16 protein-coding genes and 1 pseudogene are annotated in these 16,224 nt (G+C 54.7%); 5 read left to right on the forward strand and 12 right to left on the reverse strand.

The annotated features are described in order from the left end of the window. Window positions 1-114: 114 nt before the first annotated feature. Together A6U95_RS26290 and A6U95_RS26295 are read left to right on the forward strand one after the other, a co-directional pair. Window positions 115-962 (forward strand): annotated as a pseudogene (locus A6U95_RS26290) (MurR/RpiR family transcriptional regulator). Window positions 963-1,015: 53 nt separating this feature from the next. After that, window positions 1,016-1,276 carry a YfhL family 4Fe-4S dicluster ferredoxin gene (locus tag A6U95_RS26295; protein ID WP_021807691.1) on the forward strand — a complete coding sequence of 87 codons (261 nt, stop codon included), beginning with the start codon at window positions 1,016-1,018 and terminating at the stop codon, window positions 1,274-1,276. Window positions 1,277-1,485: 209 nt separating this feature from the next. Here the strand turns inward: A6U95_RS26295 and acpS are convergent, their stop codons facing one another. The 7 genes from acpS to lepA form a co-directional block, all read right to left on the reverse strand. Further along, entirely contained in the window at window positions 1,486-1,866 is a 381-nt protein-coding gene (acpS, locus tag A6U95_RS26300; RefSeq protein WP_065686629.1) for a holo-ACP synthase, read from the reverse strand. Further along, on the reverse strand, window positions 1,866-2,597 hold the full coding sequence (gene pdxJ, locus A6U95_RS26305; protein WP_065686630.1) for a pyridoxine 5'-phosphate synthase: 732 nt from the start codon (window positions 2,595-2,597) through the stop codon (window positions 1,866-1,868). Before pdxJ ends, acpS begins: the two co-directional genes overlap by 1 nt. A 74-nt stretch (window positions 2,598-2,671) precedes the next feature. After that, complete coding sequence (gene recO, locus A6U95_RS26310) at window positions 2,672-3,403, reverse strand: DNA repair protein RecO (RefSeq protein WP_065686631.1); 732 nt, start codon at window positions 3,401-3,403, stop codon at window positions 2,672-2,674. Window positions 3,404-3,411: 8 nt separating this feature from the next. Then, complete coding sequence (gene era, locus A6U95_RS26315) at window positions 3,412-4,320, reverse strand: GTPase Era (RefSeq protein ID WP_065686632.1); 909 nt, start codon at window positions 4,318-4,320, stop codon at window positions 3,412-3,414. Beyond that, window positions 4,317-4,997: a ribonuclease III gene (gene rnc, locus A6U95_RS26320; RefSeq protein ID WP_021178901.1), complete on the reverse strand. Its 681-nt coding sequence runs from the start codon at window positions 4,995-4,997 to the stop codon at window positions 4,317-4,319. Before rnc ends, era begins: the two co-directional genes overlap by 4 nt. Window positions 4,998-5,338: 341 nt before the next feature. Further along, on the reverse strand, window positions 5,339-6,316 hold the full coding sequence (lepB, locus tag A6U95_RS26325) for a signal peptidase I (RefSeq protein WP_065686633.1): 978 nt from the start codon (window positions 6,314-6,316) through the stop codon (window positions 5,339-5,341). Window positions 6,317-6,347: 31 nt separating this feature from the next. Next, window positions 6,348-8,147, reverse strand: a complete 1,800-nt coding sequence (lepA, locus tag A6U95_RS26330) for a translation elongation factor 4 (protein WP_024529376.1) — start codon at window positions 8,145-8,147, stop codon at window positions 6,348-6,350. A 532-nt stretch (window positions 8,148-8,679) separates the two neighbouring features. Here lepA and A6U95_RS26335 point away from each other — a divergent pair. Continuing rightward, a complete protein-coding gene (locus A6U95_RS26335) occupies window positions 8,680-9,504 on the forward strand; it encodes a hypothetical protein (protein WP_065686634.1) in 825 nt (274 codons plus the stop codon). Here the strand turns inward: A6U95_RS26335 and rseC are convergent. Genes rseC through rpoE form a run of 4 tightly spaced genes read right to left on the reverse strand, consistent with a single transcriptional unit; the run spans window position 9,501 to window position 12,192 of the window. After that, the gene (gene rseC, locus A6U95_RS26340; protein WP_065686635.1) at window positions 9,501-9,977 is read right to left on the reverse strand and encodes a SoxR-reducing system protein RseC; all 477 of its coding nucleotides are present in this window, start codon (window positions 9,975-9,977) and stop codon (window positions 9,501-9,503) included. The two genes, A6U95_RS26335 and rseC, sit on opposite strands and share 4 nt — an antisense overlap. Continuing rightward, window positions 9,974-10,933, reverse strand: coding sequence for a sigma-E factor regulatory protein RseB (rseB, locus tag A6U95_RS26345; RefSeq protein WP_024485798.1), 960 nt, complete (start codon window positions 10,931-10,933; stop codon window positions 9,974-9,976). The genes rseC and rseB overlap by 4 nt, the downstream gene beginning before the upstream one ends. After that, on the reverse strand, window positions 10,933-11,586 hold the full coding sequence (gene rseA / locus A6U95_RS26350) for an anti-sigma-E factor RseA (protein WP_065686636.1): 654 nt from the start codon (window positions 11,584-11,586) through the stop codon (window positions 10,933-10,935). Before rseA ends, rseB begins: the two co-directional genes overlap by 1 nt. 30 nt (window positions 11,587-11,616) lie before the next feature. Further along, complete coding sequence (rpoE, locus tag A6U95_RS26355; RefSeq protein WP_012146382.1) at window positions 11,617-12,192, reverse strand: RNA polymerase sigma factor RpoE; 576 nt, start codon at window positions 12,190-12,192, stop codon at window positions 11,617-11,619. A 213-nt stretch (window positions 12,193-12,405) separates the two neighbouring features. On the opposite strand from rpoE, the gene nadB reads away from it, so the two are divergent. Next, a complete protein-coding gene (gene nadB / locus A6U95_RS26360; RefSeq protein ID WP_024529381.1) occupies window positions 12,406-14,007 on the forward strand; it encodes an L-aspartate oxidase in 1,602 nt (533 codons plus the stop codon). A gap of 4 nt (window positions 14,008-14,011) precedes the next feature. On the opposite strand, the gene A6U95_RS26365 is transcribed toward nadB, so the two are convergent. Then, a complete protein-coding gene (locus tag A6U95_RS26365; protein ID WP_065686637.1) occupies window positions 14,012-14,791 on the reverse strand; it encodes a methyltransferase in 780 nt (259 codons plus the stop codon). 87 nt (window positions 14,792-14,878) lie between these two features. Between A6U95_RS26365 and srmB the strand changes: the two genes are divergently transcribed. Further along, on the forward strand, window positions 14,879-16,195 hold the full coding sequence (gene srmB / locus A6U95_RS26370) for an ATP-dependent RNA helicase SrmB (RefSeq protein WP_024485802.1): 1,317 nt from the start codon (window positions 14,879-14,881) through the stop codon (window positions 16,193-16,195). Window positions 16,196-16,224: the final 29 nt, after the last annotated feature.

The raw sequence follows: 16,224 nt of genomic DNA on the forward strand, positions 1-16,224 counted from the left end.
CAACGCCAAAGGCGCGTTAACTCATCAAGTCATAGTGTTGCTGCTCGCAAAAATGATTGCTGCCCGTTTTGCCACCGGCATGGCAGAATGCCAACTGGCTCAAAGGAAAAAACCATGAGTACCCTTCTTCGCATTCGTCAGATTTACCCAACGCTGGCACAAAACGATCGCAAACTGGCGGACTTTCTGTTGGATAACGCCGAACAGGCCTGCCACCTCAGCTCACAAAAGCTGGCCCAGTTGGCCGGTGTCAGCCAATCGAGCGTGGTCAAGTTCGCCCAGAAACTGGGCTACAAAGGATTTCCGGCGCTGAAACTGGCATTGGGTGAGGTGTTGGCTCAACCGCAGGTCGCACCGGTGGTGACTGTCCATAACCACATCCTCAGCAGCGATCCACTCAAAACCGTCGGTGAGAAATTGCTGCTGGAAAAGCAGGCCGCATTACGAGCGACTCTGGATATCAACAGTGAACAGCGGCTGCTTACCGCCCTGGAGATGCTGCGTGCGGCGCGGCGGGTGATCTTGGTTGGCATCGGGGCTTCCGGGCTAGTGGCCAAAGACCTGTCGTTCAAGCTGCTAAAGATTGGCGTGATGGCGGTGGCAGAAGCGGATATGTACGTTCAACTGGCGACGATAAAGGCGCTGAGTAAGGAGGACCTGCTGCTGGCGATCTCGTTTAGCGGCGAGCGGCGTGAAATCAACCTGGCCGCCGAAGAAGCACGTATTGCCGGAGCCAAGGTGTTGGCACTGACCAGCTTCTCGCCTAATGGCCTACAGCAACGGGCCGATCACTGCCTTTATACCATTGCGCAAGAGCCCAATATCCGCAGCGCGGCTATATCTTCCAGCACCGCGCAATTCGCCCTTACCGACCTGTTGTTTATGGCGCTGCTCCAGCACGAGCTCGATCAAACCCACGATCGCATCCACACAGCGAACAATTAGTGAAAAAACGGGTGTAAGGCGTATAATCTGCGCTCCGCGAAATACCCCTGTAAATAATGAGAGAGTTGCCATGGCCCTGCTAATCACACGCAAATGTATCAACTGCGATATGTGCGAGCCGGAATGCCCGAACCAGGCGATTTCGATGGGGGATGAGATTTATCAGATCGATGCCAACCGCTGCACCGAATGCGTGGGGCATTATGAGACCCCAACCTGCCAGCAGGTGTGCCCGATCGATAACACCATCATTACCGATCCGCAGCACGTAGAGAACCAGGAACAGCTGTGGGACAAGTTTGTTGTGCTGCACCATGCCGATAGCCTGTGAGCTAAATGCCCTCTCCCAAAGGGAGAGGGGGCCGATCGAGCTATTTATCGTTACTGAGCTCACCTTTGCTCTTCCAACGAAGGTGCCATAGACTTACTTCTGTAACAGACGGCGACACCTAACTAGCTCCTTCTCTCTGTGGGAGAAGGTTGGGATGAGGGGACTAGATTGACTCCGGCACCTGACAACCACTCAGGGCAAATCCGTCCTTACCCCTCGATGATCACCGTAGCACAGGCATAGCGGCGTTCATCCGCCAGAGAAACATGGATCGACTTCACCCCCATCTCCTGCGCCAGCTCGGCAGCACGTTCATGCAGCCGGATATTGGGTTTCCCCAAGCCATCATTGAACACTTCGAACTGATTGAACGCCAGGCCGTTGCGGATGCCGGTGCCGAACGCCTTGGCGGCGGCCTCTTTGACCGCAAAACGTTTAGCCAGGAAGCGTACCGGCTGCTGATGCTGCTGATACACCTCCCATTCGGCCGGGCTTAACACCCGGCGAGCCAGGCGATCGCCGCTACGTTCCACCACCGCTTCGATACGCGCCATCTCCACGATGTCGGTTCCCAAGCCCAGTATCGCCATTAGCGACGCGCTTCCCGCATCAACAGTTTCATGTCCGCCACCGCGGCCGGTAAACCGCTCATCACCGCCTGGCCAATGATGGCATGGCCGATATTCAGCTCATACATCTCTGGCAGCGCGGCGATCGGCTGCACGTTATGATAGGTCAAACCGTGGCCCGCATTCACCTTCAGGCCTTTGCTGGCCGCGTAGGTGGCCGCTTTGGCGATGCGCTTGAGCTCGGCTTGAATCGCCAGATCGCCCTGCGCTTCGGCATAAGCACCGGTATGGATCTCGATATAAGGCGCGCCTACGGCCACCGCCGCGTCGATCTGGCGGTGATCGGCATCGATAAACAACGAAACCAAAATGCCAGCCTGTGCCAGGCGTTCAACCGCCACCGCCATTTTGTCCTGCTGCCCGGCCACGTCCAACCCGCCTTCGGTGGTCACTTCCTGACGTTTTTCCGGCACCAGACAGCAAAACTGAGGTTTCAGCTCAATGGCGATATCGAGCATTTCATCGGTGACGGCCATTTCCAGGTTCATACGGGTCTGGATGGTTTGGCGCAGGATACGCACGTCGCGGTCGGTGATATGACGGCGATCTTCACGCAGGTGAACGGTGATGCCATCGGCCCCCGCCTGCTCGGCAATAAATGCCGCCTGCACCGGGTCCGGGTAATTGGTGCCGCGCGCGTTACGTAACGTGGCAATATGATCGATATTGACGCCCAGCAGTAAATCAGCCATGACAACCCTCTACTAAGTCATTTTCAGTAGCAGCAGTTTACACGGGCGGGCAAAACGGCAAAAGCAGAAACCGCTCAGGCTTCGTCGACGGGGGTATCAGGTTGTTTGCGCACGAACTGGCGAAACAGTTCACGGCTCTTCAGTGGCTTACCACCGAGATAGGGTTTCAGCGCCATACGGGTAAAGCGCTTGGCTGCACGCAGGGTTGCTGCATCGGGGAATTGGCGTTCATACAGGGCGCGGAGTTCACGGCCGGTAAAACTGTAATGATCCACCACCAGGCTGGCGATAAAGCCCTTTTCTTCGCGGTAGCGATAGGTCATGCCGTCATCCACCGGTTCGCCGCTGCCAGCACAATGTAGAAAATCCAGCCCGTAACCCAAGTGCCCCAACAGCGCCAACTCGAACTGCCGCAGGGCATGTTCGGGGGAACTGTCCTCCGCCGCCAAAGCCTGTAAGCATTGCAGATAATCAAAGAACAACACCGAATAGTTGCCTTCCTGCTCCAGCACCCGTGATAACAGTTCATTCACATAAAGGCCGCTGTAAAGCATCATGCCGCTGAGAGGTAAACCAAGGGAGACCGCTTCGGCACCGCGCAGCGTTTTGACTTCGCCACGACCGCCCCAGCGTACTAACAGAGGAGTAAAGGGTTGCAAGCAACCCTTTAGATTGGAACGGCGACTGCGTGCGCCTTTTGCCAGCAAGCGCACCCGCCCATGGCCTTCCGTGAACAGGTCCAGCATCAGGCTGGTTTCACTAAAGGGCCGCCCATGCAGGACGAAAGCGCGCTCCCAGCCATCCATTGGATAGTTTATTTCAGGTCGTCGGTATAGCCCAGGCTACGCAGCGCACGTTCGTCGTCCGCCCAGCCGGATTTCACTTTCACCCACAGCTCCAGATGCACTTTAGCTTCAAACATCTGTTCCATGTCCTGACGGGCTTCAATACCGATGGTCTTGATCTTCGAACCTTTGTTGCCGATAACCATCTTCTTCTGGCCTTCACGCTCAACCAGGATCAGACCGTGCACGTCGTAACCACCGCGCTCATTCGGTACGAACTGTTCGATTTCGACCGTCACCGAGTAAGGCAGCTCCTCACCCAGGAAACGCATCAGCTTTTCACGGATGATTTCCGACGCCATAAAGCGCTGAGAACGGTCAGTGATGTAATCGTCCGGGAAATGGTGTTCCGCTTCCGGCAACACTTTGCGCGCGATAGCCGCAATAGTGTCCACATTCATGCCTTTTTCGGCAGAGATCGGCACCACATCGAGGAAGTTCATCTGCTTGCTTAGGAACGCAATGTGCGGCAACAGCTTGGATTTGTCGGTAACGTTGTCGACCTTGTTGATCGCCAGCAGCACCGGGCTTTTCAGGCTGCGCAGCTTGTTGACCACCATTTCATCATCGGCAGTCCAGTTCGTGCCTTCTACGACGAAGATCACCAGCTCGACGTCGCCGATTGAGCTGCTGGCCGCGCGGTTCATCAAACGGTTGATGGCGCGCTTTTCTTCGATATGCAGACCCGGGGTGTCGACGTAAATGGCCTGATAAGCACCATCGGTATCGATACCCATAATACGGTGACGGGTCGTCTGTGGTTTACGCGAGGTGATGGAGACTTTTTGCCCCAGCAGTTGGTTCAGCAACGTGGATTTGCCCACGTTGGGACGACCTACGATCGCAATAAAACCGCAGTATTGTTTTTCTTCGCTCATTCAAGCTCCAGCTTTTTCAGCGCTTGTTCCGCTGCCGCCTGCTCGGCTTTACGGCGGCTTGAGCCGGTGCCCACGACGGGCTCGCTCAAACCACTCACCTGACAGTGGATAGTAAACTCCTGATCGTGCGCCTCACCGCGAACCTGCACCACCAGATATGTTGGCAACGGCAGATGACGACCTTGTAAAAACTCCTGCAAACGGGTTTTCGGGTCTTTCTGCTTATCACCGGGGCTGATTTCGTCCAACCGGCTACGATACCAGTCCAAAATCAGTCGCTCAACGTTTTGAATATCGCTATCCAGGAACACACCGCCAATCAGTGCCTCCACCGTATCCGCCAGGATTGACTCGCGGCGGAATCCACCACTTTTCAGTTCGCCCGGCCCAAGGCGTAAACACTCGCCCAGATCGAATTCACGCGCCATCTCCGCCAACGTATTGCCCCGCACCAGCGTGGCACGCATGCGGCTCATGTCTCCCTCGTCTACGCGAGGAAAACGCTGGTAGAGCGCATTGGCGATGACAAAACTAAGGATCGAATCACCCAGAAACTCGAGACGTTCATTATGTTTACTGCTGGCGCTACGGTGAGTTAACGCTTGCAGTAAGAGCTCCTGCTGTTGAAAAGTGTAGCCCAGCTTCCGCTGCAGCCTGTTTATTACGATGGGGTTCATGAGTTACCAATAGATCAAGAATGCGTCAAAAACTTGCAGCATACGGAACAGGCCTGCTTTGCCAAAAGCCAATCCAAAGCTGTTTCGTTTGCAGTGGCGCCCAAAAGGGGCCAACTTTTATCGCTCGAGGGGCTATTCTACAACGAGTGGAAATATATTGCTGCGTTTTTCCCGTCGTCTTTCAAGCTGCAGCGTTGTTACCTGCACTATTTCCCCCAGTCACTTACCCAAAAGTAAGCTCCTGGGGATTAAATAGCGTGTCGCCTAGCTGCAACTCGAAATCCATAGGGATCTTGACCATATAAACTGCAGCCTAATTGGCTGCAGTTTGCAAAACGCTATTAGTGAATACCACCGATACGGCTCAATCTGACGCCCGTTGGCCATTCACCTTCCTGCTTTTCAAAACTCATCCAGATCGCAGTGGCTTTACCTACCAGATTCTTCTCAGGCACGAATCCCCAATAACGGCTGTCTGCACTATTATCGCGGTTATCGCCCATCATGAAGTAATGGCCAGCGGGTACTACCCACTCGCCCAACGGCTGGCCTGCTTGCTGATAGTAAGCGCCGACCTGATCTTGTGCACCGGGCACGGTCAGAATGCGGTGAGTTACGTTGCCCAACGTTTCCTTGCGCTCACCCAGGCGAATACCGCCCTGTGGCACGTTATCCGTCAGTGGGATCTGGAAGAAACCGTTGCTGGCTTCGCCCATGCCGCTACGGGTAAACATCTGCACAAAATCGCTCGGTTGCATATCGCTGTAGGTGACCGCCAATGCGGTATCACACGCCTGGCCACTATTACAGGACTCTTGCACCGTCACGCGCTTATTCACCGGATCATAGGTCACGCGATCGCCAGGTACGCCAATCACGCGTTTGATATAATCCAGTTTGGTGTCGCGTGGATATTTAAAGACCGCAATATCGCCGCGCTTGGGATGACCAGTTTCAATTAGCGTGGTCTGGGTGATTGGATCCTTTACACCGTAGGCAAATTTTTCCACCAGAATGAAATCACCAATCAACAGCGTCGGCATCATTGAGCCTGAAGGGATCTGGAATGGCTCGTAAATAAACGAACGCACCACAAACACCAACAGCAATACCGGGAACACTGAAGCCCCGGTTTCAACCCAACCCGGCTGCCTGGCCACTTTCGCCAAGGCCGCTTCGTCGATCGTTCCAGCCGCCTGTGCATTGACCGCCGCGATTTTCGCCCGGCGTGCCGGCGCCCATTTAAAGCGCTCAAAGCACCAGATGATCCCGGTCACCAAAGTGGCTATCGCCAAGATCAAGGCAAACATATTCGCCATGCAAACTCCCTAGTTACGCGAGCTTTCGCTCTTACTTACCGTCTTTACCCACGTGCAGAATGGCCAGGAACGCTTCCTGCGGCAACTCAACGTTACCCACCTGCTTCATGCGTTTTTTACCGTCTTTCTGCTTCTGCAGCAGCTTCTTCTTACGGCTGACGTCGCCGCCGTAGCATTTGGCCAACACGTTTTTACGCAGCTGCTTCACCGTAGAACGAGCGATGATATGCGTGCCGATCGCCGCCTGGATCGCAATATCAAATTGCTGGCGTGGGATCAGCTCTTTCATTTTCTCAACCAGTTCACGGCCACGATACTGCGCGTTATCACGGTGAGTGATCAGCGCCAGCGCATCTACGCGTTCGTTGTTGATCAACACGTCAACGCGCACCATGTCCGAGGCCTGGAAACGTTTGAAGTTATAGTCCAGTGACGCGTAACCGCGCGAGGTGGATTTCAAACGGTCAAAGAAGTCTAGCACCACTTCGGCCATTGGGATTTCGTAGGTCAGCGCCACCTGGTTACCGTGGTAAACCATGTTGGTCTGTACGCCACGCTTCTCAATACACAGCGTGATCACGTTGCCCAAATATTCCTGCGGCATCAGCATGTGACACTCCGCAATCGGCTCACGCAGTTCAGCGATGTTATTCAACGGCGGCAGCTTGGAAGGGCTATCGACGTAGATGGTTTCATTGCCGGTGGTTTCGACTTCATACACTACCGTAGGTGCCGTAGTGATCAGTTCCAGATCGTATTCACGCTCCAGACGCTCCTGAATGATCTCCATGTGCAGCAGACCCAGGAAGCCACAGCGGAAGCCAAAGCCCAACGCGGTGGAACTCTCTGGTTCATAGAACAGGGAGGCGTCGTTCAGGCTCAGCTTGCCCAGCGCATCACGGAAGGCTTCATAATCGTCGGAACTGATCGGGAACAGGCCGGCATACACCTGTGGCTTCACTTTTTTAAAGCCTGGCAGCATTTTGTCTGCCGGCTGGCGAGCCAGCGTCAAGGTATCGCCCACCGGCGCGCCGAGGATATCTTTAATGGCGCAGACCAACCAACCCACTTCGCCACAGTTCAGCACGTCGCGATCGACACGTTTCGGGGTGAAGATCCCCAGACGATCGGCGTTATAAGTTTGGCCGGTGCTCATGACCTTAACTTTATCACCCTTGCGCAGGGTGCCGTTTTTCACGCGGATCAGGGAGACAACGCCAAGGTAGTTATCAAACCAGGAGTCGATGATCAACGCCTGCAGCGGAGCATCCGCATCACCTTCTGGTGGCGGGATATCACGCACCAGACGCTCCAACACTTCAGGCACGCCAACGCCGGTTTTTGCCGAGCAGCGCACCGCGTCAGTCGCATCAATGCCCACGATATCTTCGATTTCCTGTGCGGCGCGATCCGGATCGGCGGCAGGCAGGTCAATCTTGTTCAACACCGGCACCACTTCCAGATCCATGTCCAGTGCGGTATAGCAGTTGGCCAAGGTCTGGGCTTCTACGCCCTGCCCGGCATCCACCACCAGCAATGCGCCTTCACAGGCGGCCAGTGAGCGGGAAACCTCATAGGAGAAGTCAACGTGCCCAGGGGTGTCGATAAAGTTAAGGTGGTAAACCTGCCCATCCTTGGCTTTATAGTCGAGCGTTACGCTCTGCGCTTTGATGGTAATACCACGCTCACGTTCCAGATCCATAGAATCCAGCACCTGTGCGGCCATTTCACGCTCGGTCAGGCCGCCGCAGATTTGGATAATACGGTCAGACAGCGTCGACTTACCGTGGTCAATATGGGCAATGATAGAAAAATTTCTTATGTGTTTCATTTAATTAGTTTTTCTGCCTTGGTATTTCTGAATTACTCGCCTATGGAACCCGCATGGACATAAAGCGACGGTGAATGGGTCGGCTATTTTTCGCCTGAATCGCAGCATTCTACATGCCACAACACTGAAAACCTAGCAATCGGTGTAGGGAAGCTATTCGATTATACGTAGTTTAGTGTTACAACGCGCCGCAGTTGATGAAAGCAGATATTAACGCGGAGAAGGCCTGATAAAAATTGTGGGTTAATTACGCCAATCCTCTTGGCCAGACACTATTTACCCGGTGGTAATACATATTACGCGATTACGCAATAAACCCAATCTTAATTGTTTAATAAATAATATTTTTATCAATAACTTACATTTAAACCACGACGCGACCGCTTTAGGATAAACCTGATATACGCTCCTTTGCCCCTCGGTTACAAGTGGCAAGAACTTTGGATAAAAACAGACTTCAGGGCACTACGACATCGGCAAGCCCACCAGAGTTCACCAGCATCTCCTCTGAACATTGATTGGAAGGTTTATCATGATCGATAAAGGGCAAATGCTGAGCCGGCACGATTTTTCCAAGGTCAACTGGGGCATTTTGGCAGCGGTAACGCTGTTGTTCACTCTCGGTGCGGCGCTGTTGTTAATGCCGTTATTGAGCAACATGGAAGATCCTCACGTACTGGCCTTACTGCAAGCCGGCGCGGCAACCATTCTGTTAGGCACTACTTTGTTGGCATTGCGCCATTATCTGCGGCCAATGCTGACCTATCGCCTGTATGAGCATGGCGTACGCGTGCTGGATCATCACAGTCATAAAGAACGGTTTATCGCGTTTGAAAAGATTGCCGATATCTACCATTCTCGCGGTAGCAGGCTGCTTGGCGGGCTAAACGACAGTATGGCGTTTCGCACCTCGGAGGCGGCGTTCTGGTACAGCATCAAGAGCAATATCTCTCACTCTCGGCAGCTGATTGAAACCCTGATCCAGCAACAGATCCAGCAGCGTGGACCGCTGGCATTAAATTCGCTTTATCAGGGGGAAATATTGACCTTCGGCTATCTCATTAGCGGTAGGGGCTGGCTTGGTTCGTGGCAAGAGAAGCCGACTCAAACATTACGGCTTAGCGCTACGACGCTGAGTACCGCCCAGGCCAGGGTTCAGATCGAAAAGATCCACCGGCTGGAAAACAATATACCGCATGGCACCCTTCGTTTGCTGGATCTACAAGGCAATGAGCTGTTTTCGCTGGGTTATGACTCGCTGTTCAGCGCCGATCTGTTTATTGCGCTGATGGAGCATATGATCAACAACCGCATCCCCGCCTATAACAACCCGGCGATGACGCGGCCAGCATATTAAAGCGAGGATTCGGTTTCGGTGTTCAACCGCAAGGCACCGGGCGGCAAACCGATTTGCAGCACCACGGGTTGATAATTGGCCTGTTCGCCGAGGCGTTTTGCCAAGGCGCGTGCGATCAGGAAAGCGAGGCCGCCCCCTAAAATCCCACCGAGTGCCGCCGCTGCGTCACTGCCCAGCCACCATTGCAGCAGGCCACCACCTAGCATCATGCCTAATAGCGGGGTCAGATAGACCAGCATCGCCGAGCGCAACAGGCTGCCTTCGGCGATACCGACTTCAACGCGCTGGCCGGGTTCCAGAGGCTGGGCGATTGCCACCTGCAGGTGATGTTCACTTTCAGGCACCAGTTCGTCGAATGCGCGAGCACCGCAGCCAGAGCGCGCGGTGCAGCTGCCACAGCCAGCTTTAGGCTCACAACGCAGCTGTGCTACACCCTGTTGCCACGAGATGACCGTGGCCCACTCTTTCATCATTTCGGCGCTACCTTGAAAGTAATACTGTCGGCAATGCGTTTCGCCGTTGAAGGAGGTAATTCCCCAACCACGGTAATTTCATTGCCATTACGAATTTCGGTTTGGATGGTGCGCCGGCCCTGACGATAAAACTGTTGGCTGGTATTGCTGCCCGAAGGGCTGATGTTAACCGAGAAGCTGAACAAGCCATCGCTATAAAGCCGCGATTCAACCGGCACCGCCACATTCGGTAACTTGCGGCGATTACGCGCCACCTCGTTAACGCCAGCGGGCAACCAACCGGCATTCCAGGCCAGCTTAACGTCTTCAGCGGCGGGTAAGGTCAATAGCGGTGGCAGATTGGCCTTGAGCAACGGTTGCATGACGTTTTTCACCTGATCGCCCACCACTACCGAGATGACCCGATACTGTTCCAGCGTTTCGCCATCACGATCGAGCAAATCGACCCGAAGCGGCAACTTGGTCTCCATATCCATCCAGACCACATAGCTGTAACGGGAACCGTCACGAGCCACGACGCGGTAGACGTCACAAGGCCGATCGGAAATGCGGGTGCGACCAACGGAGATGAAGTCGTAGTATTTCGCCAGATAATCGAAATCGGCAAATACAATGGCGGGCAAGGCGTCGACGATGTGATCGCCAGACAGCGTGAACGGTTCCAGACCAGGCTCAAAATAGCTGATCCCACCACCACGTTGCAGCACTTCCCGACGAGGGCCGTCCATATGCAGTAACTGCCCAAGGGGCTGCTTATCGATCACCGCATGGCGATAGCGTAATGACTCTATCCCCTGCTTGCTGATGCTGATATAGGCGAGTTCATAGTTGAGTGAACGGCTGGCACTGCTCATTTGTTGCAATAACGCCCCGGACGCAGGTTCCTGCGCCGAGGCGATATTTGAATTGAGCAGGCCGCCCGTTAAAAGACAAACGGAGAACCAGATTTGCTTCATTACTGCTGTTGCATTCCTAAAGACTGTGTTCCAGGAACCTGAACTGCGGCCTGCTGTGGCCTGCTTTGTTCAAGTTGCAGCTGATCGGAGTGCAAACGGCGTTGCAGCTCATAATCCTGCAGCATGGCATTGATACGCTTACGCTGTTCCTGCACCTGCTGCTGTTGACCGCTGCCGGTTGAGAAACTGTCTGCCGGGACGCCCAGGCTGACCGGGGAAGCTTGCCCCATGATTGGCAACGTATTGAACGCTGGTGCTTCAGCCGCACCTGATTGTGCTGTCGGCTGATTGTACTGTTGCACACCCACGATCACTGCCAGAGAGACACAAGCGGCAACGCCAACTTGAGTTAGCTGACTAGCCCAAGGACGAACCTTGTGCCAGAACGGCAGTTTACCCCAGGTGTGAGGTTGCGGTTGAGATTCGGGGATTGCCGAAGGAACCAGACGAGCGGGCTCTTTTTCCAATGCGGCAGCAACACGGTCTGCGATATCGAAATGCATGACTTGCCCGATATCACCCCGTAACGTGTCACGGATTAGGTGATAGCTCTGCCAGCTTTGTTGAAGCGCCCGATCTTTACTCAATGAACTCAGCAGCTCATTGTCGAGCATTTCACCATCCATTAGAGCGGAAAGCTTTTCTTTCTGCATGCCTAAGTACCCTTCCAGTGTCCGCTATCGCTAACGTTGGATCAGCGGTTGAACTTTATTATCGATAGCCTCCCGAGCACGGAAAATACGTGAACGTACGGTTCCGACCGGGCAATCCATGATGGCGGCTATCTCTTCGTAGCTTAGACCATCCAACTCCCGCAGGGTAATCGCCATGCGAAGATCCTCTGGGAGTGACTCAATGGTACGGAAAACTATCTGTCTCAGTTCTTCTGACAACATTAAGTTCTCAGGGTTCGAAATTTCTTTCAGTGCACCCGCACTTTCGTAATTTTCGGCATCATTGGCATCCACATCGCTTGACGGTGGGCGCCGGCCCTGAGCAACCAGATAATTTTTTGCTGTATTGACAGCAATTCGATACAACCAGGTGTAAAAGGCGCTATCGCCACGGAACGACTCCAGTGCGCGATAAGCTTTAATAAACGACTCCTGCACCACATCCGGCACGTCGCCCTGTGGTACGTAGCGCGAAACGAGACTCGCCACTTTATGCTGGTAACGAATTACCAGTAAGTTAAACGATTTCTGATCGCCCTTCTGGACCCGCTCAACCAGAACCTGATCCGTTAACTGCTCGCTCATCCGAGGTAAATTCTCCCCAAATCTATCTCCACGCGTGAAATTGTACCGCCAGCCATACATTATTTTCCTGAGCAAGCACTCGCTTGGAGTTCATACGGAACGCTAAGTTCCATACCGCCATTGTTTTTTTGTTGATGTCACCTTGTCCGTGGCTTTTGCCCGGACAAGTAGGCTAACATGAATTTCACTCTTCTTCTGCACACATCATACGTTATGCAACCATCATCTGAACATGTTAGCGATGTATTGATCGTCGGTAGCGGTGCTGCTGGCCTCTCCCTGGCGTTGCGCCTGGCGCAACATTGCAAGGTTACTGTACTCAGCAAAGGTCCGCTCAATGAAGGCGCCACCTTTTATGCCCAAGGCGGGATCGCCGCGGTGTTTGATGAAACGGACAGCATCGCCTCACACGTTGATGACACGCTGATCGCCGGAGCCGGCCTGTGTGACAAAGACGCCGTCGAGTTTATTGCCGGCAATGCACGCCACTGCGTACAGTGGCTGATCGATCAAGGCGTCCTGTTCGACACCGAAACCAACTCCCAAGGTGAAGAACGCTATCACCTGACGCGGGAAGGCGGACACAGCCATCGGCGCATCCTGCACGCTGCAGATGCCACCGGCAAAGAAGTAGAGACTACCCTGGTAGCGAAAGCAAGTGCTCACCCCAATATTTGCGTGATGGAGCGCCGCAATGCTGTCGACCTGATCACCTCCAACAAGATCGGCTTGCCGGGCACCAAGCGCGTAGTGGGCGCTTACGTCTGGAACCGTGAGCGGGAACAGGTGGAAACCTACCGTGCCAAAACGGTGGTGTTAGCCACCGGCGGAGCAGCCAAGGTTTATCAATATACCACCAACCCGGATATCTCTTCGGGCGACGGCATCGCCATGGCCTGGCGTGCAGGCTGTCGGGTCGCCAACCTGGAATTCAACCAGTTCCACCCAACCTGCCTGTTCCACCCACAGGCACGTAACTTCCTGCTGACCGAAGCGCTACGCGGTGAAGGTGCCCACCTGAAACGCCCGGACGGCAGCCGCTTTATGCCAGATTTTGATCCGCGTGGTGAGCTGGCGCCGCGCGATATCGTCGCCCGTGCGATTGACCATGAGATGAAGCGCCTGGGTGCCGACTGCATGTATCTGGATATCAGCCACAAACCGGCGGAATTCATCACTCAGCACTTCCCGATGATCCACGAAAAATTGATGACGCTGGGCTTTGACCTGACACAGCAGCCGATCCCGATCGTTCCTGCGGCGCATTACACCTGCGGCGGCGTGATGGTCGATCAGCATGGCCGCACCGATCTGGACGGCCTGTATGCGATTGGCGAAGTAAGCTACACCGGCCTGCACGGAGCCAACCGCATGGCGTCCAACTCACTGCTGGAATGCCTGGTTTATGGCTGGTCCGCTGCCGAAGATATTCTGACGCGTCTGCCTGCCATCAAGCTGGCCAAACAATTGCCGCAGTGGGATGAAAGCCGCGTGGATGACTCAGATGAACGCGTGGTGATCCAGCATAACTGGCACGAACTGCGGTTGTTTATGTGGGACTACGTCGGGATCGTACGCACCACCAAACGCCTGGAGCGGGCGCTACGCCGCATCAATACGTTGCAGCAGGAGATTGACGAGTATTACGCCAACTTCCGCATCTCCAACAATCTGCTGGAGCTACGTAATCTGGTGCAGGTGGCGGAACTGATTGTGCGCAGCGCTATGGAGCGCAAAGAAAGCCGTGGGCTGCATTACACGCTGGATTACCCGGATATGTTACCGGAGCCAAAACCCACCATTCTGCAACCCTGAGGCTTCAGTAGTTCAGATAGAAATCGGTAATCAACTGGCGGAAATCGGTGGTGTAGCTGCCATCCGCCAGTTTTATTGCCAGCTCGGCCTCTTCTTTCGCCACCGGTTTGCGCGCTAATGCCAGCATCAAACGGTGTTTTGGCGTGTCGGCCCGGTCGCTGATGTTCAGCCGCCGTGCGGTGTGCCAGCCACGTTGGTGGGCATTCACTTCAAAAGCTTCGCCAATCTCATAAGGCAGCACCACGCAGAACTGCCCCTCGGCCGTTATCAATCGTTCGGCGCTATCCAGCAAGGCATCATGAGTCAGGGTTTCGGTATAGCGGGCGTTGGTGCGAGCCAGATCGCGACAGGCGACGGAAGGCTCAAAATACGGTGGATTGCTGACGATCAGATCGTAACAATGGGCATGCTGCTGGGCAAAATGATGGATATCCTGGCTGTGCACCTGGATCTTCTGCGGCCAAGGCGACTCCAACACGTTATCACGTGCCTGCAAGGCGGCGGCGTTATCCAGCTCAACCGCATCGATGGTGACCTCGCCAGCCGTGCGCTGCGCCAACATCAGGGCGATCAGCCCACTGCCGCAGCCAATATCCAGCACCCGCTGCACGTTATCCACGGCAGCCCAGGCGCCGAGCATAACCGCATCGGTACCCACCTTCATCGCGCAACGATCGTGGGCGACAAAGAACTGCTTAAAGGTAAAACCGCCGCGGCGCGGGGTCGATTTAGTTTTAATTTGATTACTCACAATGGCCACCAGCAGACAAAACTGGCGTAGCATAAGGCAAACTGATCTAGGGTAAAAGTTAAAAAGGGTGAACCCTGCGGCCATCCCGTCTATAATCGGCGCCCCAAGTAGAGGTAGATAATGACAGCAACCAATTTTTCCGAACTCGAACTCGATGAGCGCCTGATCCTCGCTTTGCGTGATAAAGGCTACGATCGCCCCACCGCTATCCAGGCCGAGGCAATCCCGCCAGCCATGGACGGGCGCGACGTATTAGGTTCGGCACCGACCGGCACGGGCAAAACCGCCGCATTCTTGCTGCCGGTTCTGCAGCATCTGCTGGATTTCCCACGTAAGAAGTCTGGCCCACCGCGCGTACTGATCCTCACCCCGACGCGTGAGCTGGCAATGCAGGTGGCCGATCAGGCTCGTGAATTGGCTGCGCATACCTCGCTGGATATCGCCACCATCACCGGCGGCGTGGCGTATATGAACCACGCCGAAGTCTTTAGTGAAAACCAGGACGTGGTGGTTGCTACCACCGGCCGCCTGCTGCAATACATCAAAGAAGAAAACTTTGACTGCCGTGCGGTAGAAACGCTGATCCTGGACGAAGCCGACCGCATGCTCGATATGGGCTTTGCGCAAGACATCGAGACCATCTCGGCGGAAACCCGCTGGCGTACCCAGACGTTGCTGTTCTCCGCAACGTTGGAAGGCGAAGCTATCCGCGAGTTTGCCGAGCGCATCCTGAAGGAGCCGGTTGAGGTTGAAGCCGATCCTTCCCGCCGCGAACGTAAAAAGATCCTGCAATGGTATTACCGCGCCGATGACGTGAAGCATAAAACCGCCCTGCTGGTGCATCTGTTGCAACAGCCGGACGTGCAGAAGTCAGTGATCTTTGTACGTAAGCGTGAGCGCGTGCATGAGCTGGCCGCCTGGCTACGTGAAGCGGGCATCAATACCTGCTATCTCGAAGGGGAAATGGTGCAGGCCAAGCGTAACGAAGCGGTAAAACGCATGATGGATGGCCGCGTCAACGTGCTGGTCGCCACCGACGTTGCAGCGCGCGGGCTGGATATCCTGGATATCACCCACGTGTTCAACTTCGATATGCCGCGCACTGCCGATACCTATCTGCACCGCATTGGCCGTACTGGCCGTGCCGGGCGTAAAGGCACCGCCATTTCGCTGGTAGAGGCGCACGACCATCTGCTGCTGGGCAAAGTGGGGCGTTACCTCAATGAGCCACTGAAAGCCCGTGTGATCGACGAACTGCGTCCATCCACCAAGGTGCCTAGTGAGAAGAGCAACGGTAAACCTTCGAAGAAGGTGCTGGCCAAGCGCATCGAAGACAAGCTGAAGAACAAAGAGAAGGCCAAGGTGAAGGTACGCCATCGCGACGCGAAAAACGTCGGTAAGCGCCGCCAGCCAAAAGCCAAACCAGACGCACAATAATCTCTCTGCCATCAAAAAACCGCCATCAC

This window comes from Serratia sp. 14-2641, assembly GCF_001692375.1.
Classification (GTDB): Bacteria; Pseudomonadota; Gammaproteobacteria; order Enterobacterales; family Enterobacteriaceae; genus Chania; species Chania fonticola_C.

Excerpts from the sequence above, each read along its gene's own strand:
- A6U95_RS26295 (WP_021807691.1), top strand. The coding sequence starts at position 1,016 with ATGGCCCTGCTAATCACACGCAAATGTATCAACTGCGATATGTGCGAG.
- acpS (WP_065686629.1), bottom strand. The coding sequence starts at position 1,866 with ATGGCGATACTGGGCTTGGGAACCGACATCGTGGAGATGGCGCGTATC.
- pdxJ (WP_065686630.1), bottom strand. The coding sequence starts at position 2,597 with ATGGCTGATTTACTGCTGGGCGTCAATATCGATCATATTGCCACGTTA.
- recO (WP_065686631.1), bottom strand. The coding sequence starts at position 3,403 with ATGGATGGCTGGGAGCGCGCTTTCGTCCTGCATGGGCGGCCCTTTAGT.
- era (WP_065686632.1), bottom strand. The coding sequence starts at position 4,320 with ATGAGCGAAGAAAAACAATACTGCGGTTTTATTGCGATCGTAGGTCGT.
- rnc (WP_021178901.1), bottom strand. The coding sequence starts at position 4,997 with ATGAACCCCATCGTAATAAACAGGCTGCAGCGGAAGCTGGGCTACACT.
- lepB (WP_065686633.1), bottom strand. The coding sequence starts at position 6,316 with ATGGCGAATATGTTTGCCTTGATCTTGGCGATAGCCACTTTGGTGACC.
- lepA (WP_024529376.1), bottom strand. The coding sequence starts at position 8,147 with ATGAAACACATAAGAAATTTTTCTATCATTGCCCATATTGACCACGGT.
- A6U95_RS26335 (WP_065686634.1), top strand. The coding sequence starts at position 8,680 with ATGATCGATAAAGGGCAAATGCTGAGCCGGCACGATTTTTCCAAGGTC.
- rseC (WP_065686635.1), bottom strand. The coding sequence starts at position 9,977 with ATGATGAAAGAGTGGGCCACGGTCATCTCGTGGCAACAGGGTGTAGCA.
- rseB (WP_024485798.1), bottom strand. The coding sequence starts at position 10,933 with ATGAAGCAAATCTGGTTCTCCGTTTGTCTTTTAACGGGCGGCCTGCTC.
- rseA (WP_065686636.1), bottom strand. The coding sequence starts at position 11,586 with ATGCAGAAAGAAAAGCTTTCCGCTCTAATGGATGGTGAAATGCTCGAC.
- rpoE (WP_012146382.1), bottom strand. The coding sequence starts at position 12,192 with ATGAGCGAGCAGTTAACGGATCAGGTTCTGGTTGAGCGGGTCCAGAAG.
- nadB (WP_024529381.1), top strand. The coding sequence starts at position 12,406 with ATGCAACCATCATCTGAACATGTTAGCGATGTATTGATCGTCGGTAGC.
- A6U95_RS26365 (WP_065686637.1), bottom strand. The coding sequence starts at position 14,791 with ATGCTACGCCAGTTTTGTCTGCTGGTGGCCATTGTGAGTAATCAAATT.
- srmB (WP_024485802.1), top strand. The coding sequence starts at position 14,879 with ATGACAGCAACCAATTTTTCCGAACTCGAACTCGATGAGCGCCTGATC.